Origin of the sequence: Spirosoma sp. KNUC1025, from assembly GCF_045160025.1 — a bacterium.
In the GTDB taxonomy this organism is placed as follows: domain Bacteria; phylum Bacteroidota; class Bacteroidia; order Cytophagales; family Spirosomataceae; genus Spirosoma.
Window position 1 is genome coordinate 216,367 of the sequence record NZ_CP087139.1, and the last position, 24,439, is coordinate 240,805.

Below are 24,439 nucleotides of genomic sequence, written 5' to 3' on the forward strand. Positions count from 1 at the left end.
GGGGACTACAGACACCACTTTCAATTTATTCAAAATCCCACTTACTCACCCAGGGGTCGTGGGTTTTCTGCTGAAACGATTTCAGCTTCTCCTGCATCCGTTTCAAAATAACCTGAAAGCGCGGATTAGTCGCCAGGTTACGGACTTCATCAGGATCGGTTTGCAGATCGTATAGTTCAAAACGCGGGCGGTGCAGATACGCATCCACCGTTCGTTTGCCAAACTGCTTCTGTTTCGTTCGGAGAATATCCTGCCAGGTAAAGGAATTATATAAATCCAGCGCCATTGGATACGGCAGGTTATGGGCAATATTGAAAATCAGCTTATACCGGCGCTCGCGTAGCACCCGCATCGGGTAATACATGGTCACTTCATGCAGCGAGTGCGACGCGTAAACCTCATCCCAACCCGTTACGGTATCCTGCTCAACGATATTTTTAAAGGAACGCCCCTGCTTTACGGATGACACACCAGCAAAATCGAGGATAGTAGGCGTTATATCAACCCATGAAATCAGCGCATTCTGCACAAATCCCCGCTTCTGCGGTTTAGGCAACTTAACAATGCAGGGAGTCGCATACCCGGTTCGTACAGATTCGTTTTTGAGCCGGGAAAAGGTGCCCCATTGTCGGAAAGATAAATAATCAGCGTATTGTCGTACTGGCCGGTATCTTTCAGGTAGTCCATCAACCGACCCACCCCCTGATCCAGCCGACTGACCGACTCGTAGTATTGCGCCAGTTCAGCCCGGCTGGCTTTCGTATCGGGCAGGTAAGGCGGTACGCGTACCTCACGCGGTTGGTAAAAATGATCGCCCACCTGCGGATAGCCCCCCGGTCGATTTCCGAACAGGTTCGGTTTCGTTCCGTCGAAAATAGGCCTACCATCGCGGGCAACAGTGTTGCTTCGGTGTGGATCATCCGTAGCAAAATACAGGAAAAACGGCTGAGAGCTGTCTGATTTTTGGTTTAAGAAATCGTAACACTGCCGCGCCATTTCGACTGGACTACGCCCGATTGAAGCCGGATCATTGACCCCTCCGGCCTTGAGTACCTGCTGAAAACGGTATGCAGATTCCGGTGCTACGTGGAACTTGCCGATGCGAGCGGTGCGGTAGCCAGCCTGTTCGAGCAAAACGGGTAATGACCGCACCGTATCAAACGAACTGAAATGATGCACCTGGTGCTCAAGCCCATACATGCCATTCGCATGATTATGCACACCCGTCAGCAATACCGATCGGCTTGGGCTGCAACTGGCGGTGGTACAGAACGCATTGGAAAACCGGACACCATCGGCTGCCAGCTGGTCGATATGGGGCGTACGAATGGCGGGATTTCCGTAACAGCCAACGGCTTCGCGACCGTGGTCGTCGGATACAATCAAGACGATATTCGGACGTGTATCCGCTTCGTGACGTACTGCCCCTGTGAACACCATGGGCAATTGCAGGAGCGCATAAATTCCAACCAGACAATACACCCAAAAAGAGCCTGAAAAATAATTCATGGTGACTTTACAAACGCATTTACCTATTAATCATCAACTTATTCGCAGATCATCCTCTTTAGAAACAGACGATAATTAGTGAATAATGTTCATTTATTCACTAATTTCCTTCTAATTTGACAGGTTAATGTAATGCTTTTGCTTAGTCCATCCCTATGAAACTTCCTGTACATCCCTTACTTTTTTTACTCGCCGTTTTTCTTTCCTCTCAATCACTTGCTCAGCTTACCATTACCAGTCCAACTCCACGCATGGTTTTTCAACGTAGCTTAGGTAATGATGCGGCTGTTCTGGTGACTGGAAATGCACCCCTTACCGCTACCAACGTTGATGCCCGTTTTGTGCCTATAGCCGTCGGACAGGGGACCGTTACAGCCTGGACTGCTTTGACGCTTATCCCAGGCACATCGGCCTTTCGCGGTAAAGTTACCGTGTCGGCAGGGTGGTATCGGCTGGATGTACGGGCAAAAGCAGGCACCAGTGTGATTGCTCAGACACAGGTGGGACGCGTGGGCGTGGGTGAAGTCTTTGTGGTGGCCGGGCAGTCAAATGTGTACGGCGGATTTGATCGGGTACCGGGCGCGCTGGATGATCGTGTGTCCTGCTTAGATTTTCGACAGGACAGCCTGAGCGAACAGGTACTGCCACTACTGTTTGGTCATGTCAGCTACGGCAGTAGTATTGGGCCAAGTCAGCCTCCGCATTTGTGGGGTGTTCTGGGTGATTCGCTGGTGAAGCGATTAAACGTACCGGTTCTGTTTTTGGGCGCTGCTCTTGGCGGCAGCAGCAGCAGCGAATGGCAGCAGGGAGCAGCAGGAAATCTGGGAACAACCACAAATTCAGCGGTCTACCGCCGGTTAGGAGTTGCGTTGCTGCATTACGTTACGCGAACAGGAGTGCGAGCCGTGTTGTGGCATCAGGGCGAAAGCGACGTAACGACCAGCTACCAGACGTATTACAACAACCTCAACACCGTTATCGGGAAAAGCCGACAGCAACTGGCCTACGCCCTGCCGTGGATGGTTTCGCGAGTTAGTTATAACGGTTTTCAAACGAACCCCAGCGTTATTCAGGCGCAAAATCAACTCATTGCCGATCTGCCTGGCCTGTTTCCCGGTCCCGCTACCGACACGATCATTGGATCAGCCAACCGCCCCGATGCGATTCACATGCGCGGTCCGGGTATGTATCGGTTTATAAATACCTGGCTTCAGTGCTTAACCACTTCGTTCTGGCAAAATGCCGTTCCTTATCAACCCACCACCGAATCGACGCTGATTACCAGTGGCTACACAGCCCCGCTGACACGTCGGCCGGGCGAAAGTGTCGTAGCAGCATCCTTACGTAGCGACCCACACGAGACTGATAACCAATACATTGCTCAACTCATTCGGGTTAGCGATGGCGTACTCATGTACGAATCGGCCCCTACTACCGATAACCCCATTCTGTTCAATTTGCCAACGTCACTGGCCGATGGGCAATACCGGCTACGAACACGCTCCACACATCCCGTCCTGCTGGGTACGTTTGGTGAGCCGTTTACGGTTCAGCAGTCAGCTTCACCAAAGGGATTGTCGACTGTTCAACGGCCACCAGTGATTGGAGGAACGGCTGACGGTGTTCTGCGACGATTTGGCTATCGCTACGAACCTGGCACGCATGGCTTCTACGCAATGGCACAGGCCACGGCTCCCGTAGAAGTTCGGATACAACGTATCGATGGTGGTAGTTTTACTGATTCAGGCTGGAATCTCATGCCGCCCAGCTCGCAGGCGCCCGATTACGTCGAATTCGCCGACTTTAATTACCTACGCAACTACCCACCTACATCGGGAGGGGTTGGTGGGGTTGAACCGGCGGGTCTGTATCGGTACTCCATTCGGCGACAGGGCGATTCCGGGCAGGGGTTGTGGTTCGACCTCAAATTTATTGGGCGACGTATTACCGTGTATCTCTCGGAGCCAATTCCAGCCGTTGCGCCTGTGCTGACGATCAGCGATTCGCAAACGGCCTGTTTGAGCGGCACTGTAAACGTGGCTATCGACGTATCGGAAGGAACACTCAACAGCGGAAATGTATTCAGTATCCGGCTATCGGATGCAACCGGCTCATTTGCCAATGAAACCGTTGTTGGTACAGGCTCTACGAGTCCAGTCGCTGTTACGTTACCGTCATCGCTGTCGACAGGGGGCGCTTACCGACTGCGTGTCGTGGCCAGCAACCCGGCGGTAGCTAGTGCGCCCAGCCAGCCGTTCGCTATCTGTCAGACCGGAGCCGATTTGTCGATGAGTATGCTTATCAGTAACCGAACACCTGCTATTGGAACACCCGTTACGTTTACGCTGGTGCTGGCAAATGCTGGAACAATTGCCGCTGATGGCGTAATCGCCAAAAGTTTGTTGCCCGATGGAATGGAATACGTAGATTCTCCTTCACCGGCTGTGAGCGCCGTAGCAAATACCGTTTCCATAAATGCCGGTACGCTGGCTGTTGGGTCCAACTTACCCTTTGAGTTTCGGCTAAAACCCAATCAGGAAGGGTTTTTTGTTACGTCTGCCCAGATTACGGCCAGCAGCCAAACCGACCCCGACAGCCAGCCAAATTCCGGTACGGGTGATGGCCAGGACGATGCCGCTTCGATTGATTTCCGAACAACGAATGCCAGCGGTTTTATTTCCGTGTCTCCTAATCCCAATCAGGTCCCGTTACCTCCTGTACAATCCAATCAGCCACCGGCCGATCCAGCCAAAGCCGATCTGAGTCTCGCACTGCAGGCCAGCACGCTCGTCCCGACTGCCAGCACCAGTCTGAGTGTAAGCCTGATTGTTACGAATAAAGGTGGCCTAAACGCCAGCAATGTTGTTGTTCAGCTACTGCTGCCGACCGGTTGGCAGTTAACAAACGCAGCCGGTTTAAGTGTAAATGGTCAAACCGTTAGCGGGACACTGAGTTCGGTGGCCGCTGGTACGTCAGAAATACTGGTTATGGGATTACAGGCCAGCAGCACAGCCACGCTTATGGCGCAGGTATTTAGCGGATCCCCCGCCGATCCGGATTCGACAGCAGGGAATGGGTTTACAAACGGAGAAGATGACGAAGCGAGCTTATTAATTCGAATACCCTAGTTTTAAAGGCTTCGAAAGCGAAGGACCCATTGTGGTGGGTCCTTCGTGCATTTTCCTAGTCTTTTTTGACAATGTCTTCCAGAAACGCCCGGAACTTGTCGGCAAATTCGGGTCGCTTTAACGCAAACTCAACTGTTGTTTTCAGGAAATCGAGCTTATTCCCGATATCATGGCGTTTGCCTTCAATGCAGTGTGCATAAACATTCTCGCGTTTCAGCAACAGCAAGAGAGCATCTGTCAACTGAATTTCGTTGTTTTTACCAGCCGGTGTTTGTTCGAGCATCGAAAAAATTTCAGGCGTCAATACGTAACGTCCGGCAATAGCCAGGTTCGATGGCGCTTCATGAATGGCGGGCTTTTCAACCAGCGTATTCAGTTCAATAATCCGGCCGCTCAGCGACTTCCCCCCGACGATTCCATACCGATTGACTTTGTCGTGCGGGACTTCCTCAACGGCAATCACCGAACCGCCGTATTGAGCGTACGTATCGATCAGTTGCTGCGTGACGGGAATTACGGAATCCATGATGGTATCGCCCAGCAGAACAGCAAATGGCTCATTACCAACGTGGTGACGAGCGTACCGGATGGCATCGCCCAGGCCGTTCAGTTCGCGCTGGCGAACGTAGTGCAGGTTAGCCATATCGGAGAGCCGACGCATTTCATCCAGCAGCAGCTGGTCTTCTTTCTCTTCAAGCCGGGTTTCCAGCTCGAAGTTCCGGTCGAAATGGTCTTCGATGGCCCGTTTACCTTTGCCGGTAATGATTAGAATATCTTCGATACCCGAATCGACCGCTTCCTGCACAACGTACTGGATCGTTGGGCGGTCGATGATGGGCAGCATCTCTTTAGGCTGAGCTTTTGTGGCGGGCAGAAACCGGGTTCCAAGTCCGGCAGCGGGGATAACAGCTTTTTTGATCATGGGAATGGGGCAGAGAGGCAAGGAGCGGGGAGCAAGGAGCCGGGATATAGGACCGCGCGCCATGCCCCTTGCTCCGTGCTATACAACATATGGCTTTATTACGCGGGCGTTTATTTTTCGAAGTTCAACAAAGAGTCGGTTCAGCATGGCGTCATCCCGATACAGGCCAATGATCGACCCACCCGAACCCGTAAAGGAAGCGGATGCTCCACAGGCACGAGCCGTTTCAATCAGGCTCCGGTTTCGGTCGCTGATGTTATAAATCTGGGAACGCAGGTCAAAATTACGATTAACCAATTCATTCAGCGCCCCGGTATCGTGCCGCAGAATGGCGTCGTGTCCATCTTTGGCTACGTTGGCAATAGCGTTCATGGTCTCGACAACCAAGGGCTCTCCTTTGAGCCACCGATTCCGAACATCGTTATGAACCCGACCCGACTGCTTGCCCAGATCGGTGTTGTAGGCAATATAGAGTTTGGGCAATAGACGGGGTTCAATTGGTTCATACTGACCATAGCCCTGTCTCTCCATGGTAGCCTGGTCGAAGTCCATATACACACATCCTTCGTAGCACTGAATAACGCGATCCTGCAGGCCAGCTGTAATGCCCAGTTCTTCCGCTTCGGTTGCGAGCACCAGATTTGGCAGAACAGGCTGCGGAATTTCTACACCGTAGAACTGCATAAGCGCCCGGAATGTAGCAACAATGATGGCGCTGGAGCCCGATAAACCAACCTGCCGGGGGATAGACGTATTGTACCGGATGGAAAAGTTCTGATTTGGCAACCGGATCTGTTCGGCTTCGCAGTATTCCGCAAATTTTTTAATGGCTGCTTTCAGCAACGGAACCCCACCATGATAGCCAAGCGTACTGACCGAATCGCGGAGGTGGTGCAAACTTCTGAATACGTTTGTATCCTGCAATTGCGGTTCAATATTCAGTTCGGGTGATTGATACAGCGTTACGGACGCACCAAAGTTGCGGACGCTGATCGCAATGGTCTTTCCATAAAATCCATCGGACGGGTTCCCAAGAAGCCCTGCCCGGGCATAAGCACGAGTTTCGATAAGCAACGTATTGGGTGCGGACAAACTTTCCGCTGATTTGGCTGAACAATTAAACGACAAGTTTACGAAAGAATCGCTAGTCTAAACCTGAATTAACGGACCACAGAATCAAATAAAAAGCGGCCGGAATCTCTCCCGGCCGCTTTTTATTGGTATTATGCAACTAAAGCTTATTTCTGATCATTTTTCTCTACGTCCACTTTATCTTTACCTGTATAGCCTACGTTATGAGGATCATACCCTTGGTTTGGGTCATCACCCTGTTCGAGGTACGTAGCATCAGCCCGGTGTAGGAGCGCATCATCTGACGGATTTTCAGCGACTTCGCTCAATTTCTTGGCGGCATCGTCGCTCATCATGTGGCCTTTAGGCGCAGCAATTACGTCAGCATCAACGTCCCACTCCTGCGTACCGCCCAGGCTTTCGCCGTGTGGTTCGCCAACGCGGCCTACACCCAGGTTGGCTTCACGCGTGTCGTGGGTAATCTCCATATTCTCGTCGTCCATATCCATGCCCGAGGTCGAATTGCTATATACGTTCGTTCCTACCCCTTCCGATTCACGACCGTAGTCGGACGTACCATGCTGGTTTGGATCTTTTGAATAAAATTCAGGGTCCACTTTATCGGGGTCGAATGGTGATGTCGTTGCCATAGCATTACGTGTTTTTTCAAGCTATAACCCGATAACGGTCTGAGATGTTTTAAAGTAAGGAGCAGGGAGCGGGGAGCAAGGCGTAAAAAAAACACGGTAGCTCTACTATTCCATATCGTCCTGACCGTACACCCCCGGCTCCCTACTCCCTGCCCCCCGCCTTTTCAATTCAGCCAGCAGCTGGTCGTTGGTCTGCTGAAGCAGGGCTACGCGTTCGTTGAGTTGAAACAGCAGATACTCTACATTCCGCAGTCGCTCTTCCGTTGTGATGGCAGCCAAAGGGGTGTCCAGCACTTTAAACATCAGCCCTTCACCCCGAAGGAGCCAGTCTCCGTTGACCTGCGGATAAGCTTCTAAAATCTTTTCGAGGGTATCGTAACGCGGCTTCAGGCGCCCATGTAAAATGTGGTACACTTTTTCGCCCCGGTTTTCGCCCAGTCGACGGGAAAATTCGAGAACGCTAATATTCAGGGAATCAATCAGTTGCTGAAGGCGCAGATGAATTGTCATATGGCTGGATGCGTGGAGTATGGAGGAGATCGGTAATATACCATGCAACTAGCTCCTGTTCCGTGCATTTTTTACACAAAACTCGGTAAAATTAGTTGATAAAAGGGCGGAAGCGGGTTGGTTTTATACACAAAACTATGTATATTTAAACCTGTAAACACAGTTCTTTAAAAAGGCAAAAGGGACCGCAATATGGGCCCCCTGCTTGAACAGTAAACAACAAATACTAATGAACACACAAAACAAAAGCCAACTTTCGACAATTCAAAGCGACAACGCACTGAAACCTTATCAAAAGATTCATGAGTTGACCGGCGAAGTAGTCAATAAGTACAAATATCTGGAAGGGCATCCCCGCCAATATCGATTCGATGCGAAAGAGGGTGTGTTCAATATTAATGGCTCTGAGAAGCTGGGGCGCACATTAACCTTCCAACCGATAGCCTGGCGCATCTTCACGGACAACATCCTGAACATGGGCACAAAAAACTGGGCAGAAATTTTCTTTGTCGATGAAAAAAATTGTGTGTCGGCGGTGCTGTTCCATGGTTATTCCGTCGATAATATCTTCCGGCTTATCGAACCGCTCTATTACGATGACCTCACGCTGGCCGATGTGGTGATTACGGCGGTGGCAGAAAAGAAAGAAAATAATAAAATACAACCCAAGGGCGTCTACTACATCGCTACGTTCTCGTACAAGATGGCCGATGTAGAAAAAACGAACGAGTTGAAGCAGTTTGCGCAGGATGTAAAAGTGTTCCGGCAGGAAACCCTCACCGACATCGCTAACATCAAAACGGCGATGAACTATTACAATCCGTTTGTCAACGCGACAGACGAGCCAGAATTATTGGCAGCAGGCTAATTCAACTGGGTAATGAAGAGTGGATAATGCACGAATAACCAATTAGGCATTATCCACTCTTCATTACCCATTCTACACTTCCTTAGCATGATTTCTCAACGAACAGTTTCTCCTCAGCCGTTTCTTCTTCCCGGCGATGAATATCGCACCCTGGCGCGTGTCTCCAATTCAGACCTGACCCGGCTGAAAGAAGAACATCTTGGCTACTGGTCGGTGCCATCGGCTCGATTTATCCCTGAAAAAACAAAGGAATTTGGCCGGGCTTTTCATCAGCATCTGCTCGAACCGGAAGCCGTCGGGACCGTAATGCAGCAATTTCTGCCCGATTTACTGCCCGACCCGCTGGCACCTAAACAGGCTGAACAGCTGACGGCGTTGATGCAAACTATCCGACAGGATGCCTTTTGCCGACGTTACCTGCGCCAGTCCGAACGCGAACGGATCGTTTTATCGACTGATCCTGTCACGGGTGTTGCCTGCAAAGCACGACTGGATATGGTGTATACCAGCCCAAAACGCCGGAATGCGTTGGTCATCGACCTAAAAACGACATCCGCGCGAACGCAGGCTCAATTTCTGGAGTCGTGTTATACGTATGATTATGACCGACAGGCTGCTTTTTACGTGGATAGCCTTACCAATGCCGACAATGGTGAGTGGGCCGATACCCGGCGATTCCGCTTTGTCTTTATCGGGATTATGAAACAGCGCCCTCATCGCCTGTTTGCCGTCGATGCTACGTCGATTCCGGGCTTTTTAGACTATGGCCGGAAGAAGTACCGGTTCTGGCTTCGTAAATGGCGTGAAGAGCAGGAAACGAGCGTTAGCACGGCTTCTGCCTTGAGTATGAGTGCCTGAAACAGGTTTCAGTATTCGGCAGTATAAGCTGTGTTTGTATGCTCGCCTAAATACTGAAAACCATAAACCAACAAATCGTTATGAACGCTTCGATAATCAACCTGAGCCCTACTCCACTTCGCTTCGATTGGGGAACCGATGGACTGGTGCTGTGGATTGAAGAGCTGGATGGCATCGATAGTCTGGCTGGTCAGATGAATGAAGTAATGGACCGGATTGCCTTCGCTATCGAATTGCAAACTGGCTGGGATCATCGTACGGATGGCGCCACCATGCACCCCCTCTACGGCTACCGGCTCCTGCTACGCGACGCGTCGGGCTGCTGGAATGCGGTTCAGACCGACGAAACGGGTCATTTTGTGGGTCTCACGCCCTTGCAGGAAATGGATTACGAAATCGCTTACGAAAAGGTGATGTGGATGGATTAATCGAAAAGCCACATAGAGTTAATATATCAGCCGCTGGATCTCTTCTTAGACCAGCGGTTTATTTTTGGCCTGGCAAGCAACCTTTCTGAGAAGGGCTGCATCTTTAAGCAAACAACGCCAAAACGAATCGTATGAAAATCCTCGCTACGTTCTTCTTCTTTGCGCTCACAGCAGTGGCCCCCGCCCTGGCACAGACTTCGGTTGATGCGAAAGAAATCATTGCCAAAATCAACCGGAAAGAAACCGTTTCCTATCAGAATGCAACCATAACAGGTGATCTTGACCTGACGAATCTGGCAAATCGTAAAGAAATCAGAGACGGCGATTGGGGCGGTCAGAATTACCTGAGTGTTGTGGAAGTACCCATTTCCTTCAAAAATTGTGTTTTCAAAGGGAAATTCCTGGCGTATCGCACGGAAGATGAAGACAAACGACTGCTCAGATCGAACAACATCGTTTATAACGCTGATTTTACGGAAGCCGTAACGATAGACAACTGCAAGTTTGAGGATGACGCTACGTTCAAATATTCGACCTTCAGCCAGCGCGCCATTTTTACCAACAATACGTTCCGCGAAATAGCCCTGTTTAAATATTCTAAATTCCGCAATTCGGCTGATTTTAGCGGTGCTACGTTCCACGGATACGCCGACTTCAAATACACAAAATTCGATGAATCGTCGGCTTTTCAGAACGCTCAGTTTGACCGCTACGCTGATTTCAAATACACGAAATTCGACGAAGGGGTTAATTTTCAGAAAGCCAGCTTTTCGGGAAATACCGATTTCAAATACACGCATTTCCCACGGGGCACCAAATTCGATGATGCCCGGTTCAGCGGTATGACCGACTTCAAATACACGACGCTCGACGGACAGAAATTTTCGCCAAGAGGCCGGTAAGAATTGATCAGCTATAGGTGATACGTTCTCGGGCAGCCTGAACCGGATAGCATCGTTTTCGTAACGTAATGAGCCATAAAAGACCCTGGCTTACTGCCGACTAAAAAGCAGTAAGCCAGGGTTTGTGGTTTTGTTGACTGTATTGCTACTGTGACTATTATAAAAGCGCTCGATCGACTTACACCGTTTGCGAAAACAGGGGTGTTTGGGGTTGGGCATAGTTAAGCCGTTCATCGAACGCCATGCAAATGTTACGCAGGAAAGGGCGGCCTTCAGGTCGCACGCGTAAGCCTTCGGCATCGTAATCCAGCAGGCCATCCAGCCAGAACGATTCCAGCCGGGCACTCAGCGCGTCCCACTCCCGCTTCGACCAGCTGGCAAGATGCCAGTCGGTCTGGCCCTTACACATAATGTTCAGAATCTGCCGACGCAGAAACTGGTCCTGGTCATCGAGTACGTGCCCACGTAATAACGGCAGTTCACCCGCCCGCACCCGGCGCATGTATATATCCAGGTCTTTTTCGTTCTGCGCAAAGGCTGTCCATACGTCGCCGATAGATGAAGCGCCGAGCCCAACTAGAACCCGCGTTTGTGTGGTAGTATAGCCCATAAAATTGCGATGCAACGTACCCGACTGCATGGCTTTGTAGAGTGAATCGTGCGGAAGTGCGAAATGATCCATTCCTATTTCTACGTAGCCTGCCTGTTCCAGCAGATTTCGGCCTGTTTCATACAGAACGCGCTTCTGATCGCCTACGGGCAAATCGGCATCCCGAAAGCCGCGCTGACCATTTATCCCCTCAATCCAGGGAACATGCGCATAGGAATAAAGCGCAACACGGTCAGGCTTCAGCGCCAGCGTTTTATACATCGTATCCGTAATGGAATCGGGGGTTTGAAACGGCAACCCAAATACCAGATCGTGGCTAACGGATGTGTAGCCTATCTGCCGGGCTAACTCGGTTACCTCCCGAACCGCTTCAAACGATTGTACGCGGTGAATGGCGCGCTGTACTACGGGCTCATAATCCTGAACGCCAAAACTTACCCGCCGGAATCCATAGTTGTAGAGTATCTGCAAATGCTCGCGTGTGGTGTTGTTCGGGTGACCTTCCCAACCGTAATCAGGAACTTCGACAGCCGTAGCCTGCGCGAAGATGCCCGCCAGTAGCCGGTCAAGTTGGGCTGGCGAGAAGAAACTGGGCGTACCGCCCCCCAAATGCAGTTCCGCAATACGTGGGCGTTCGGGAAACAGATCGCAATAGAGATTCCATTCGGCCAGCAGAGCATCGATGTAAGGCCCTTCGACAGCATGGTTTCGGGTAATCCGTTTGTTGCAGCCGCAAAACGTACACAAACTTTCGCAGTACGGCAGATGGATGTACAGGCTTATACCCGTCGTGTTGTTACTGACCGAAAAGGCCCGGCGCAGATGCCGAACCCATGCGGCTTCGCTAAAAGTCGATTCGTCCCAGAAGGGTACGGTCGGGTAGCTGGTATAGCGGGGTCCCGGTACGTTGTATTTCTGAATGAGCGAGTTCATAGTCGTTTTTGCGAGGAGCAGGGTGCGGGGTGCGTGGCGCATAGCGGTTATTGGCTTTTTACTCCTGGCCCCATGCACTTTGCTCCCGGCACCCACGCTCCCCGCCCCTGCTTTTTGAACAAAGATGGGTGGTCAAAACAAGCTGCGAATTGAGCCGTATCAGGTTGCTTCCTGATGGTTATCAGGGGTTAGTATTGAATGCATGACCAACTTGCCGCCAAATTCCGAGATATGAATACGGCGACAATTTCATCTACGGTTTGTTATCACTGCGGTAATGCCTGCACAGATAAAGACCTTATTTTTGATGATAAACACTTTTGCTGCGATGGCTGCCAGACGGTGTACAACATCCTGAGCCAGCACCAGCTTTGCCAATATTATGCCATTGATCCGGAGCGTGTTCAGGCGGGAAGCACCCAAAAAGTCGGTCCGGTTAAAACAGGCTCGACCCGCTTAGATTTTCTCGATCATCCCGACATTGTCGCCCAGCTGCTGGAATTTTCCAGTGCCTCTGTAGCCAGGGTTACGTTCTATATTCCCACCATTCACTGTAGTTCCTGTTTGTGGTTACTCGAACACCTGTACCGCCTTAATTCAGGCATCCAGCAGGCGCGGGTCGATTTTTTGAAGAAACAGGTCCATCTGACGTACCAGCCCGACAAACTGACGCTTCGAAACGTAGTCGAACTGCTTAGCTCCATTGGTTATGAGCCGCTAATCAGTTTCAACGACGTAGTGAAAGAACAACAGCAGCCGTCGTATCGACCGCTTTTGTACCGACTGGCGGTAGCCGGATTCTGCTCGGGTAATATCATGCTGTTCAGCTTTCCGGAGTATTTCGGTCTCGACGATCCGGCCTTTAAGCATCTGTTCGGATGGGTTAATCTGTTGCTGGCCATACCCGTTGTTTTTTATTCGGGTTCGGGCTATTTCGCATCCGTCTGGACGAGTCTGAAAAAGGGGGTTATCAACATCGACCTGCCTATTTTGCTGGGTATTCTGGTGGCTTTTTTTCGGGGCAGCTATGAAGTACTCTTTCTCGATGGCGCGGGGTACTTCGACTCCCTTACGGGGCTGATTTTCTTTTTGTTATGCGGAAAATGGTTTCAGCAACGTACTCACGAATTTCTGTCGTTTGAACGGGACTACAAATCCTATTTCCCACTAGCTGTAACCGTAGTAGGACGTAGCGGGCAGCAGGGAGCAGGGAGCAAGGGAGATTCAAAAATCAGCCCTGCTCAGTCTGTTTCCGACCCCGGGCACCCAGCGCCCAGCACCAGGCCCTTCACCCCCACCTCCCCGCTACATGAGCAAACAATACCCGTTGCGCAGCTTCGCAAAGGCGACCGCATCCGGATACGGAGTCATGAATTAATTCCGGCTGATGGACTGCTCTACAAAGGCAAAGCCATGATCGACTACAGCTTTGTGACGGGCGAATCGGAACCCGAATCGAAAGAACCGGGCGCATTGCTCTACGCTGGTGGCAAGCAGATTGGCGAAGCAATCGAGCTGGAAGTGGTGCGCGACGTATCACAAAGCTACCTGACTCAGCTCTGGAACAACGATGCTTTCCGCAAAGGCGATACGTCGCGCATTCACACTTTTGCCGATGCGGTAGGAAAGTATTTTACCCTGACAGTCATTACGTTGGCAACGCTCGTGGGGCTATACTGGTACGTCAATAATGATCCATCCAGAGCTATCAATGCCTTTACGGCGGTGTTGATTATTGCCTGCCCCTGCGCGCTCTCGCTTTCTTACCCATTTGCACTGGGCAATGGCTTACGCAAATTGAGCAAGCTGAAACTGTATCTTAAAAATGCGGAAGTAATCGAACAGATGGCCAAGTGCGATACCCTTGTTTTCGATAAAACCGGTACGCTGACCACTACGTCACAAGCTGCTGTGCATGAATCATTCGCAAAACCATTGACTGATTATGAGCGCTCCCTGATAGGCTCACTCGTGCAGCAGTCGGCTCATCCGCTTAGCCGCAAACTAAGTCATTATCTGGCGGTTGATGTGCCTTTATCCGTTGAAGGGTTTACGGAAATAGCGGGCCATGGCGTTCAGGCCGTTGTAGATGGATGGGTGGTTAAAATCGGCTCCTCCTCGTTTGTCAGTTCACAGTTGGAATCCGTACCCAGCCTACCCGAATCTGTTGGTGCGTCCGTTCATGTGAGCATTGAACAGCAATATCGCGGCTGCTTTTACTTCCCGAATCAGTACCGACCGGGTCTGGATGCTATGCTTAACGCGCTCAAACCCAGCCACACGCTGTATCTGCTCTCAGGCGATAATGCAATCTCTCAGCCCGAACTGAGCCATTGGTTTGAGGCAGGCCGGATGCGGTTCAACTGCAAACCCCAGCAAAAACTCGACATTGTTCAACAATTACAGGCTCAGGGTCATCGCGTCATGATGATCGGTGATGGGTTAAACGATGCGGGTGCCTTAAAACAGGCTGACGTTGGCATTGCCATCACCGATGCGACGATCCAGTTCACGCCCGCCAGCGACGCTATTCTGGAAGCCTCCTCTCTGGGAAATCTGCCGAATATGCTACGTTACTGCCGCTTCGGTATGAAGGTGATTCAGTTTAGCTTCGTCGTGTCGCTGCTCTATAACTTCATTGGTCTGTCGTATGCGCTCACGGGCCATCTTTCCCCCGTAGTGGCGGCCATTCTAATGCCTGTCAGTTCGGCAACGATGCTGCTGATCGCGACTACAGGTATGCGCTGGAAAAAACTCACTGACAATACGTTACGAGACCATTAGACTCAACTTTCAAAATGTACGTAACAAAAAAAGCCAGTGTTGTGACACCGGCTTTTTTTATGAAATCTATTCAAAATATCAATCGATTTTGACGAAAGGTCTACTATTGTTTAACATAAATGAGCTGAACATTGTATCTCACTAATTCATCCTTTTGAGTAGTCGGATTAGTCAGAGAATCACTTGCAGCAACAACTGCTCCAAGAAGCTGATTAGGCGTTTTTGTCGCATCCAGTGTATAGCTGTCTGAATTTCCCTGGGAATCTTTTAACGTTAGCGTCGTACCCGAAGATTCCCAGTTTCCATTGTAGTCAATTACCTGACCGCTAGCGCGTACAGTTCCTGTAAATGTTTTATCAGTTTTTGTGGTGAAACTATCCTGGTAATTGAAAAGAGTAGGATCGTTATCCGTATTAAGATATACGGTAGAGAATGGAGCTGGAATCCCACTTGTACGTATCCTGTCAAGCTTCCAGCTACCAACTAACGGATCTGGTGCGGGATCGCTTGATTTAGAACAGGCGTTTAAGCCCATTAATGCCACTACAAAACATAGAGAATACAAATAACGCTTCATAAGCAGTTGATTTTATGGAGTCAAATCAGAATACAAAACAGAACAATACGACTGTAAACTACAAAAAAAACGAATTAGATATCACTTTCTATACGCCGACCCCAAACTTATTGATGCACCCATATTGTCGTTGAGGCAAATTATTTTGGAACGGACGTTTCGGTATGCTTACAGATTCTTAGGTTTCAGGTACTTGTCGAACCATTGCACGTACCGATCAATTCTATCTTTTTGATAGCTCGGCACGGAAATACCATGATATTGGCCCGGATAAATAATCAATTGCGTTGGAATTCCCAGCGAACGTAACGCCTGAAACATCTGCTCACTACCCGACGACGGTACGTTAAAATCCTTTTCACCCGCCATAAACAGCGTCGGCGTTTTGATGCGATCGGCTTTCAGGAACGGATACGATAGCTTCAGCCATTTTTCAGGGTTTTTCCAGGGCGCTCCCAGCTCCGTTTCGTACTGATTGGTATACTGATCGACGCCATACATCGACAGTTGCAGCGAACTTCCGGCGCCACTGGCAGCGGCCTTAAACCGGGTATCCGTAGCAATGGTATAGTTGGTCAGGATACCGCCGTAACTCCAGCCGCCAATACCCAGGCGCTCAGGGTCGGCAATCCCTTTTTCTGCTACGTAATCTGCAGCGCCCAGGATGTCCAGCACTTCCTTGTTACCCCAGTCGGCATAAATGGCTTTGGTATAATCGAGGCCACGCCCGTTGCTGCCCCGGTAATTGACGGCCACTACGGCATAACCACCCGCTGCCAGCAACTGACGAGTTAGATCGAACGAGTATTCATCCTGCGCCACCGGCCCGCCGTGAATAAAGAAAACCGTCGGTAATTTTTTATTGGCGGGCGTATTGGCAGGCCGATACAGGATGTTCGATACCTGCGCGCCATCTTTGCTACGTGAGGTAAATCCTTCCACTGTAGCCAGTTCAAGCGGAGCCAGAAAATCGTCGTGTACGTGCGTCAACCGACGTAGCGTGCCGTTCTCAATCGCGTGAAGCTCGGCCGGAAGCTGAGGTTCACTGACCAGGGCTACCCAGTTTCCGGCAGGAGCGGCCTCCAGGCTGCTGATGGCCCGGTTACCCGCCAGAAATTTGGTCAATTTTCCATCCGCCAGTGTGTATTGGCCAATGTACACCTGCCGGTCATCGTGGATCGAAACTGCCAGCGTCTGACCATCTTTCGCCCAGGTTGGGTTCCGTACCGGCCGGTCCAGCGTTTTCGACAACAGCGTTGGCTCACCACCTTCCCGGCTCATCACGGCCAAGACTGGCTGATCATACATCAGAAAATTCCCGGATGCCGTTGAACGCAGATACGCAATTCGCTTGCCATCAGGACTCCAGGCCGGACTGTTGTCGGCGCCCGACCAGGTCGTCAGCTGCTTCATTTTGGCTCCTTTCCGGGCTTCCATCAGGTAAATATCGGTATTCTGATTCCGGTCGGGGTCTTCGGTCCGGTTGCTGACAAAGGCCAATTGTGCCCCATCGGGCGACCAGACCGGCGACGTTTCGTCATAGTTACCCGTCGTCAGCGTATCTATTTTTTTCGTTGCCAGATCATAAACGTAGAGATGAACCGGACTTTTTTCCAGATAGCCTTTTACATCGGCTTTAAACTGATAACGATCAAGAACATACGGCTTCCGAATCTTGGTTTTTGCCGAATCTGCATAATCGGGATCACGAAGTACCAGCGCAATCTTTTTACTATCCGGCGACCAGACGTACTCCTCCAGATCGGTTTTTAGCTCCGTCAGTTTTTTGGCTTCACCACCCCGCCGATCCATCAACCAGATTTGCGTTTTGGTAGCCCCCTGCCGCGACGACACAAACGAAATGTACTTGCCGTCGGGACTGAACCGGGCTCTCGATTCGCTGTCGGGGCCGTTGGTGAGCTGCACCGTTTCCTTACCATCCCAGCTTACCATCCAGAGGTCTGAATGGCGTTTGTCTTTCGTCGAATCGACCGACGACAGCCCATAGCTAACCCATTTTCCGTCGGGCGAAACCTGCGGATCGCTGATGGTTTGCAGGCGATACATATCTCTGGATGTTATTGGCCGCTTTTTAACGGGGGTCTGAGCCAGACTCGCAAATGCCGATAGCGAGAGTAAGCCAAGCAGTAGCTGTTTCTTGTTCATGATGCGTGTTTTTGGTTGAATGAAGGTAACTACCGCAAGTTCGGAACGGGCAGTACAGGCAGGCTCTCATTTCCGTCTACGCTAACAGCCTGAACAGCAAAGTAATAATTATCTTTCGAGTAAGGTAAGGTCATCCCTAATTTCGTGGTGAAGAATTTCTTCTGCCAGAACGGCCAGTACGTTTCACGCATCAGTACGTAATAGCCCTTCGTTTTGCCAGTCTGTGGCGCCTGCCAGTAGAGCACCGTTGAGTTTGTCAGGTTTCGAACATCGACGGTAACTTTCTGCGGAACGGTTGGTGATTTGGCCAGATTAGCCAACGTAGCGAGGTTGACCGCCGTATTTTTTCGCAGATACTCAAAATCCATGAATTTCGGATAGTCGCCGTATTCGATAGCGGCTGGTGTTCCGGCATTTTCAGTCCGTAAGTCCTGGTGCTGGTGTTCGTAGTTCTCGTTCATTTCAGTCAGCCGAACGGCGGCAAACCCCCGCTGAACGTACGGTGTGTGGTCGCCACCGCGTAGATAACGGTCGTTTCGATACACCAGTACGACTTCCATATTTTCGACGTAACGTTCCCCAATTTCTTTCAGGTAACGCGCCAGCGTCCGGGCTTTTCCGTCGTTCTCATTGCCAAACCGTTGAATCTGTCCGATACGTCCGGTGGTGTCTTTCAACAAGCTGGAAGGTAGCCCTTCGCTGAATACCCGCAGACGCGTATTGTCGATAATGCGGGTATCACTGCTATTGTTGCTGCCCATGATGTCGTTGTTCAACACGGCCTCTACGTTCCAGTTTTCCTTCACGGCCCGCTCCGACAGGTGTTCGGCACCCAGCAGGCCCTGCTCTTCGCCGGTCAGCGTCACAAACACAACCGTAGCCGGAAACGACGATTTGCTCATTACCCGGCACAATTCGATAACCGCAGCCGTACCGGAGCCATCGTCGTTCGCACCCGGCGCGTCCGACTCCCGATTCATTACGTTCGTGACACGGCTATCCATATGCCCCTGTACAATAAAAATCCGATTGTCGTTGGGGTCGGTTCCTTTCAGCGTGGCCATTACGTTGCCCATATTGGCCGGTTTATCAACACGTCGGCCATCGGGTTGCAGTATCCAGGTGTCGAGTGCCGCGGTCATTCGCCCACCGGACTGTTTGGCGTACTGCTGAAATTTCCCCAGAATCCACTGACGGGCAGCGCCAAGCCCTTTCTTACCAACCGGCGCATTGGCATCGGCGGGTACGCTCAGCGTGTGGCGCGTACCGAAACTGACAAGACCATTGATATGCGCCCGCAGGCTGTCGGCTGAAACCTGCGCAATAAGCTCAGCAATCTGCGGATCGCGATTAACAATAGCTGTTTGCGCATTTGCCTGAAAAATCGAAAGAAAAAAGAAGAAAAGTACCTGTTTTAGCCGCATGAGTTTGGTTGATGATTGAGTAGGCGAAACTAACAAAAAAGCACAAACCGACTGGTCTGTGCCCGCACATTCGTGGTATAATCGTCAGAACGACCACGCAATACCGGCTCCTGTGGCAAACTGATTGGTGATCGAAACCGGCTCAACCGAAATGCCAACCCGGGGGGGACGTAACATCTGGTTGTAGCGATTGACTGCCTTACTAACCTGACTATTCCCGATTATCGACAAGGTCAGTGAAGCCGCAATAGAGCCGCCGTAAACTGTCCAGTAGGCACCACTATTGTACCGGTTATTCTGTAATAGAATATAAGCCAGCGGTACCAGAGCCGTCAGCCGACTCAAGGTAGTCAGGGTTTTAAACGCCTGAAAATGGTGCGATACGTCGGGGTCATTCAATTCAAAAAACGGAATTTCCAGCGAGTAGGGCGATGAGAGTTTCTTGCCGCCGTAGAAATAAACGCTTCCCAGTGATGACGACCCATAGGCCCGCTCAATTGGCATCAGATGCGCCGGAATAGGCACCGTTCGGTAATGCGACGTATCGTCATCATCACGGCGACGCTGAGCATGGACAACGGATTGAATCAGCAAAAACAAGGCGATTGATACGCCCAGAACGCTTTTTCCATTCAGTTTATGTGCAGACATTATAGCTAGAAATATAGGGAGTCGGCCTAATAACGTACGTAAATCCATTTGATTGACGAATCGGGTGCAAAATCGTTATTTTTCAGAAACGTTTCTATACCGTTCATCATTGAGTCGGGCCAAGGTGATCAGTCTGCCGAGGAAAGAAATGAAAAATCCGGCTGAGGTCATTCCCAACCGGATTCATCGCGCTGTTTATACGCGAGCAGCTACGCCAGATTCTGCTTACTTTACCACCTTTAGCGTTCCCTGCATCAGCGACGAGTGGCCGGGGAAAGAACAAACGAACTGATAATCGCCCGGTTCGGATGGAGCCAGGAAATAGATCGTTTCGGAGGTTTCGGGCTGAAGAATGTTGGTATGATACAGTACGTTCGGTGAGTTTGGCACGTAGTTCATTTTTGGCCCATTCAGGTTCAGCTTCAGAGCCGCATCGCCAACAGCATTTGCCGCACCGGGTTTGGTGATGACGCAGTTGTGCAGCATGTCGTCGTTGTTATTGAAAACGAGTTTGATTCGGCTACCTGCTTTTACTTCCAGTTTCTCAACGTCGAACTTTAGCCCCGGCTTGGTGCCGATGGTGATGGACTGGTCTGGCCCGTTCGTCCAGTCGGCAGGCATCGTTACAACGCGCTTGGCACTAACGGCTTTTATACTTTTTGCCGCTGTGGCCGAGGCTTTTTTCTCAGTAGCCATCATCTCGGCGTGTTCATGCTTGGCCATCGCTACGGCCCGCGCCGGCAACGTCAGTTTTTCGCCCGGTGCAATGGCATTGAGCGTGTAATAACCAACGGAGTGCAGCAATGGCATACTGCCCGAAGCCGACCGGACACCCTCCGCTTTTACTTCATGGATATAGCCTTCGCGCAAAACCGTATCGACCACAATGCGGGCGCTCATACCGTCGGGAGCAACCACTACCCCACGAATCGGTACAGGACGGGCATCTTCAATAGGGCTGCCGTAGGTTTTGTGGTAACGGTACGTAAAGCTGTTGAGGCTATAACTTTCCGGGTTCTCCGCTGTTTTGCGATCAACTGGCAGGGTAAACGTTACGTCGAAGCCATCCGGTTTGGACGTAATGGTTTTCATTTCAAAGGGTGTTTTGCCGGTCCAGACAAGGCGCTGAATACCGTACGATTCCTTACCCGTCGAGGCCCATCCCCGGCTGGTCATACCGACAAACATGGAGCCATCCTGTCCCCAAACGGTACGGATAATACCTGATTCGAAACCTTCACGGAAAGGAAAGCAGGCGCCCTGCCATTCACCGTTTACTTTCTCCAGTGCCACCCGCATGATTTTGCTGTGCCCCTGGTCGCCCACAAACAATTGCTCGGCAAATGGCCCAAAGGCCCCTTTCGTGGTGTCCTGTTTGAAATCGGACGTTGAAATACCCATCAGCGTATGCGGGAACCAAACGGCCGGAACCTTCAGGTTTTTGATCGTTTTAGCCACTTCAAACATGGGCTTACCCGTACTCGGTACGTCTTCTGGTTTCAGCGCCAGCGGTGAGCCCGGTTCGCCCGACCAGCGCAGTCCCGCCGGATTTCCGGCGAACGTACCTTTTTGCAGATGCGTCATCCGCCCCGATCCGACCCAGTCGCCCTGATTTTCGGTATAGAGAATGCTACCGTCTCGCAGAATGCCGAAACCCGCCGGCGAACGTAAGCCCGTTGCCCAGGGCGTCATTTCACCTTTTTCTGTCAATTTGAGCATCCAGCCGCGCCATTTGGCCAGGCTTGCCCCGTAACCAATCCAGTCGAGGTTGAGCGTAATGACCATATCGCCATCAGGCAACAGCAATGGGCCATAGCTGTATTCGTGGTAATTTCCCGACAGCGGCCATTTGTAGAATGAACTGTATTCATCCGCTACGTCGTCGCCATCGGTATCAACCAGTTTCGTGACTTCGCCCCGTTGTGTACACAGAAAAAAGCCTTTCGGGTGCCACATCAGCCCCAGCGGTTCGTGCAGTCCTGACGCAAATTTTTTGTACGTAGGTACGCGGCTGCCCTGCATGTAGGGGTTGCCAATGATCCAGACGTCGCCCCGGCGGGTACAGGCTGCCAATCGGCCATCGGGTAGCGGAGCCAGTCCGCCCACCTCAAGCTTGATTTCTTCCGGAATAGGTAACGTAAGGATGCGGTAATAATCCTCTTCGCTGGCCGGACGTTGGGCATAAGCGAACGAGTGAACGAGCGAAAGCGCGAAAGAAAGCGCCAGCGAGGTAATTAAGGTCCTCATTTTATGTTGTGCATTATACATTTTACAGTCCTTGATCAAGCAATTCGTTGTCCGTTTTGAGTTGGGCGTTCGGTCTGGAGAAGGGTCACTGTACCATCGTCGGCCACGGCTCCCAGCACCAGGCATTCACTCATAAACGTCGCAATCTGTTTGGGTGGAAAATTCACGACAGCCACCACCTGTTTTCCCACCAGCTCATCAGGCTGATATAATTTGGTAAGCTGAGCTGATGTTCGTTTCGTGCCCAGTTCGCCAAAGTCAATAGTCAATTTATAAGCGGGTTTACGAGCCTGTGGAAATGTTTCAGCCGCCACAACAGTGCCGGTACGTATCTCCACCTTTTCAAAGTCAGCCCACGTGATTGGATCAATCATCGTTAAAACACAATTGAATACTGCACCGAGCCAGCCCCGTTTTTCACGTCAACAGGAAGTAAAAGTTCCTGCTTTCCATTGCTCTGACGCATCTTAATCTTTGCTTTCGGATCGAAACGAACATAATAACTACGGTCGTTGATGGCGTACAACCCTTTCCCAACTTCTTCAACCGACATTCCGGCTGCTACCCGGCAGTAAGGCGTACCATTCGGGGAGCCATTCAGGGTCAGCGTCCGAACCAATGCGTTGCCTTCCGGGCGAATCGCGTCGGTGACCGTAGCGCCCGCCAGCATGTAGCTGATTGTTGGCACTCCTTTCTTGTCTACCGTCAATCCTTTGTATTGCAGGATATTTTCGCCAACGCTATCAGGCCAGGCCGTTGCATCGTTGGTAAGCACCATCATTGCCGTTTGTGCAGGCAACAGTATGGTTGCACCCAATGGCGTAAGGAGCTGGGGTTCACCCCGTTCGTACCACATTTCGGTTGCGTTCGCGAAATCGCCCTTCCAAACCTGTAGCAGCGCCATCTGGTTTAAGTCAACCGTATAATGCATCCCAACTGGCGAGCCGACAGACAGGCTGTGGGTACGTTTTGTTTTTTCGCCGGGGAGTTGCACAAATGAACGGATACGTTGCACCTGGTTCTGCACGTCGCTGTAGTCAGGATTTACGCTCACGACGGCAACGGGATCAGGTTCGGGCAGAGACGCCTGTGCATGCAAAGCCTGCGGGCGCGTACCCGCCTGCGACACAAAGAGACCCAGACCGGGTCGGAACCAGGAGCGAGAAAAATAGACCTTTACGTCGTGGGGACCAGCTGCCAACGTTGCCGTACCGCTATTAGGTATCCCCAGTTCCAGGTGGTTGAGCGCGATAACGTCTTTGCCATCGATCCATAATCCGGCAACCCCGCCCTGATTGAGATCGAAGCGGTAGTCGCCAGCCTGCAAGGTATTCAGCTTGCCCGAAAACAGGATTGAATACTGACGAGGTTGCCCGTACGACACTTCGTAGTTCAGCATACTGGTGGTATCCTGTTTCAGAACTTTCCGGCGAGCCGCTTCTTTCGGGTCCTGAATATAGCCGCCTTCTACAATGGTATAGCTCAACGGGCCGCTCCACTGCGCTACGGTACGGGGTGTCATGACCCGATAGCCAAGATTCCGAACGGCAACCGTACCGGTTTTGCTGGCGATGGTCAACGGGCCTAATTTAGGGTTGCTTAAAGTCTGCCCTTCGCGAACGGTTATGCCGTTGACAGCGAGTTTTTCAAGTATCGCCGGTTCATTACCCCGACTGGTTTTGTACCAAAGCTCAATCGTTTGCCATAGGCCAGGGGCTTTCAGCAGCCGGGCTATTTCCTGCGAACGGGCCAGACTGATCGGCTGACCGGTTGGTAGGGTCAGCACTACGTCGGCATTCGATGTCATCAGCACTTCGAAACGCGTGCGAAAATCAGCGGTTGGTGTCAGCAGGGTGAGAGGTTCGCTGGTTCCTACCAATACGTTATCACCCGATTTGGATTGCACCGATGATCCATCGGCATTGGTCGATACAGAACCCGCTAACTGCCAGCCCGAAGCCCGGGTCAGTTGCGAAAGCGGTACAGGGGGCAAATCGCTCTGTGCGTAAAGAGATACCGGCAGTAACCAACTCAGCAATAAAGCCGTCGTTTGCCGGGCAATCAACGTAACGAATTTATTCATAATACGTGTCAAAGTAACACTTCCTGTTTTGTCCATCAAAGTTAACGCAAAGTCAGTGGTTTATTGCCCTGATAACTAAGATTCCTACCGTATTTTTCGAAATGGTGTTCATCATTAA

At 51.1% G+C, this 24,439-nt stretch carries 20 protein-coding genes; 6 read left to right on the forward strand and 14 right to left on the reverse strand.

Annotated features, from left to right (window positions below):
* Nucleotides 1-25: 25 nt before the first annotated feature.
* A complete protein-coding gene (locus LN737_RS00940; RefSeq protein WP_405515399.1) occupies nucleotides 26-556 on the reverse strand; it encodes a sulfatase/phosphatase domain-containing protein in 531 nt (176 codons plus the stop codon).
* Nucleotides 514-1,509 (reverse strand): sulfatase, encoded by a 996-nt coding sequence (locus tag LN737_RS00945; RefSeq protein ID WP_405515401.1) that lies wholly within the window; start codon nucleotides 1,507-1,509, stop codon nucleotides 514-516. The genes LN737_RS00940 and LN737_RS00945 overlap by 43 nt, the downstream gene beginning before the upstream one ends.
* Before the next feature lie 155 nt (nucleotides 1,510-1,664).
* Between LN737_RS00945 and LN737_RS00950 the strand changes: the two genes are divergently transcribed.
* Nucleotides 1,665-4,637: a sialate O-acetylesterase gene (locus LN737_RS00950; RefSeq protein WP_405515403.1), complete on the forward strand. Its 2,973-nt coding sequence runs from the start codon at nucleotides 1,665-1,667 to the stop codon at nucleotides 4,635-4,637.
* 55 nt (nucleotides 4,638-4,692) lie between these two features.
* On the opposite strand, the gene galU is transcribed toward LN737_RS00950, so the two are convergent.
* From galU to LN737_RS00970, 4 genes are all read right to left on the reverse strand, one after another.
* Complete coding sequence (gene galU, locus LN737_RS00955) at nucleotides 4,693-5,559, reverse strand: UTP--glucose-1-phosphate uridylyltransferase GalU (RefSeq protein WP_405515405.1); 867 nt, start codon at nucleotides 5,557-5,559, stop codon at nucleotides 4,693-4,695.
* A 78-nt stretch (nucleotides 5,560-5,637) separates the two neighbouring features.
* Nucleotides 5,638-6,633, reverse strand: coding sequence for a mevalonate kinase (locus LN737_RS00960; protein WP_405520265.1), 996 nt, complete (start codon nucleotides 6,631-6,633; stop codon nucleotides 5,638-5,640).
* Between the two features lie 164 nt (nucleotides 6,634-6,797).
* Nucleotides 6,798-7,280 carry a hypothetical protein gene (locus LN737_RS00965; RefSeq protein ID WP_405515407.1) on the reverse strand — a complete coding sequence of 161 codons (483 nt, stop codon included), beginning with the start codon at nucleotides 7,278-7,280 and terminating at the stop codon, nucleotides 6,798-6,800.
* Between the two features lie 105 nt (nucleotides 7,281-7,385).
* Nucleotides 7,386-7,790: a helix-turn-helix transcriptional regulator gene (locus LN737_RS00970; RefSeq protein ID WP_405515409.1), complete on the reverse strand. Its 405-nt coding sequence runs from the start codon at nucleotides 7,788-7,790 to the stop codon at nucleotides 7,386-7,388.
* Between the two features lie 229 nt (nucleotides 7,791-8,019).
* Here LN737_RS00970 and LN737_RS00975 point away from each other — a divergent pair, with 229 nt between their 5' ends.
* The 4 genes from LN737_RS00975 to LN737_RS00990 all read left to right on the forward strand — a co-directional run bounded on the left by LN737_RS00975 (nucleotide 8,020) and on the right by LN737_RS00990 (nucleotide 10,846).
* Nucleotides 8,020-8,658 (forward strand): hypothetical protein, encoded by a 639-nt coding sequence (locus LN737_RS00975; RefSeq protein WP_405515411.1) that lies wholly within the window; start codon nucleotides 8,020-8,022, stop codon nucleotides 8,656-8,658.
* Between the two features lie 87 nt (nucleotides 8,659-8,745).
* Complete coding sequence (locus tag LN737_RS00980) at nucleotides 8,746-9,516, forward strand: PD-(D/E)XK nuclease-like domain-containing protein (protein ID WP_405515413.1); 771 nt, start codon at nucleotides 8,746-8,748, stop codon at nucleotides 9,514-9,516.
* Nucleotides 9,517-9,596: 80 nt separating this feature from the next.
* The gene (locus LN737_RS00985; RefSeq protein WP_405515414.1) at nucleotides 9,597-9,944 is read left to right on the forward strand and encodes a hypothetical protein; all 348 of its coding nucleotides are present in this window, start codon (nucleotides 9,597-9,599) and stop codon (nucleotides 9,942-9,944) included.
* 131 nt (nucleotides 9,945-10,075) lie between these two features.
* Entirely contained in the window at nucleotides 10,076-10,846 is a 771-nt protein-coding gene (locus tag LN737_RS00990; protein WP_405515416.1) for a pentapeptide repeat-containing protein, read from the forward strand.
* 178 nt (nucleotides 10,847-11,024) lie between these two features.
* On the opposite strand, the gene hemN is transcribed toward LN737_RS00990, so the two are convergent.
* On the reverse strand, nucleotides 11,025-12,431 hold the full coding sequence (gene hemN, locus LN737_RS00995) for an oxygen-independent coproporphyrinogen III oxidase (protein WP_405515418.1): 1,407 nt from the start codon (nucleotides 12,429-12,431) through the stop codon (nucleotides 11,025-11,027).
* Between the two features lie 189 nt (nucleotides 12,432-12,620).
* Between hemN and LN737_RS01000 the strand changes: the two genes are divergently transcribed.
* The gene (locus LN737_RS01000) at nucleotides 12,621-15,173 is read left to right on the forward strand and encodes a heavy metal translocating P-type ATPase (RefSeq protein WP_405515420.1); all 2,553 of its coding nucleotides are present in this window, start codon (nucleotides 12,621-12,623) and stop codon (nucleotides 15,171-15,173) included.
* 103 nt (nucleotides 15,174-15,276) lie between these two features.
* Here the strand turns inward: LN737_RS01000 and LN737_RS01005 are convergent, their stop codons facing one another.
* From LN737_RS01005 to LN737_RS01035, 7 genes are all read right to left on the reverse strand, one after another.
* On the reverse strand, nucleotides 15,277-15,750 hold the full coding sequence (locus LN737_RS01005) for a lipocalin family protein (protein ID WP_405515422.1): 474 nt from the start codon (nucleotides 15,748-15,750) through the stop codon (nucleotides 15,277-15,279).
* Between the two features lie 168 nt (nucleotides 15,751-15,918).
* Nucleotides 15,919-17,916 carry a S9 family peptidase gene (locus LN737_RS01010; protein WP_405515424.1) on the reverse strand — a complete coding sequence of 666 codons (1,998 nt, stop codon included), beginning with the start codon at nucleotides 17,914-17,916 and terminating at the stop codon, nucleotides 15,919-15,921.
* 29 nt (nucleotides 17,917-17,945) lie between these two features.
* Nucleotides 17,946-19,340, reverse strand: coding sequence for a M20/M25/M40 family metallo-hydrolase (locus tag LN737_RS01015; RefSeq protein WP_405515426.1), 1,395 nt, complete (start codon nucleotides 19,338-19,340; stop codon nucleotides 17,946-17,948).
* Between the two features lie 84 nt (nucleotides 19,341-19,424).
* Nucleotides 19,425-19,991 (reverse strand): hypothetical protein, encoded by a 567-nt coding sequence (locus LN737_RS01020; protein WP_405515428.1) that lies wholly within the window; start codon nucleotides 19,989-19,991, stop codon nucleotides 19,425-19,427.
* Nucleotides 19,992-20,216: 225 nt separating this feature from the next.
* Nucleotides 20,217-22,238, reverse strand: coding sequence for a plastocyanin/azurin family copper-binding protein (locus LN737_RS01025; protein ID WP_405515430.1), 2,022 nt, complete (start codon nucleotides 22,236-22,238; stop codon nucleotides 20,217-20,219).
* Between the two features lie 35 nt (nucleotides 22,239-22,273).
* Entirely contained in the window at nucleotides 22,274-22,612 is a 339-nt protein-coding gene (locus LN737_RS01030; protein WP_405515432.1) for a tRNA-binding protein, read from the reverse strand.
* Between the two features lie 2 nt (nucleotides 22,613-22,614).
* Complete coding sequence (locus LN737_RS01035) at nucleotides 22,615-24,321, reverse strand: hypothetical protein (protein WP_405515434.1); 1,707 nt, start codon at nucleotides 24,319-24,321, stop codon at nucleotides 22,615-22,617.
* Nucleotides 24,322-24,439: the final 118 nt, after the last annotated feature.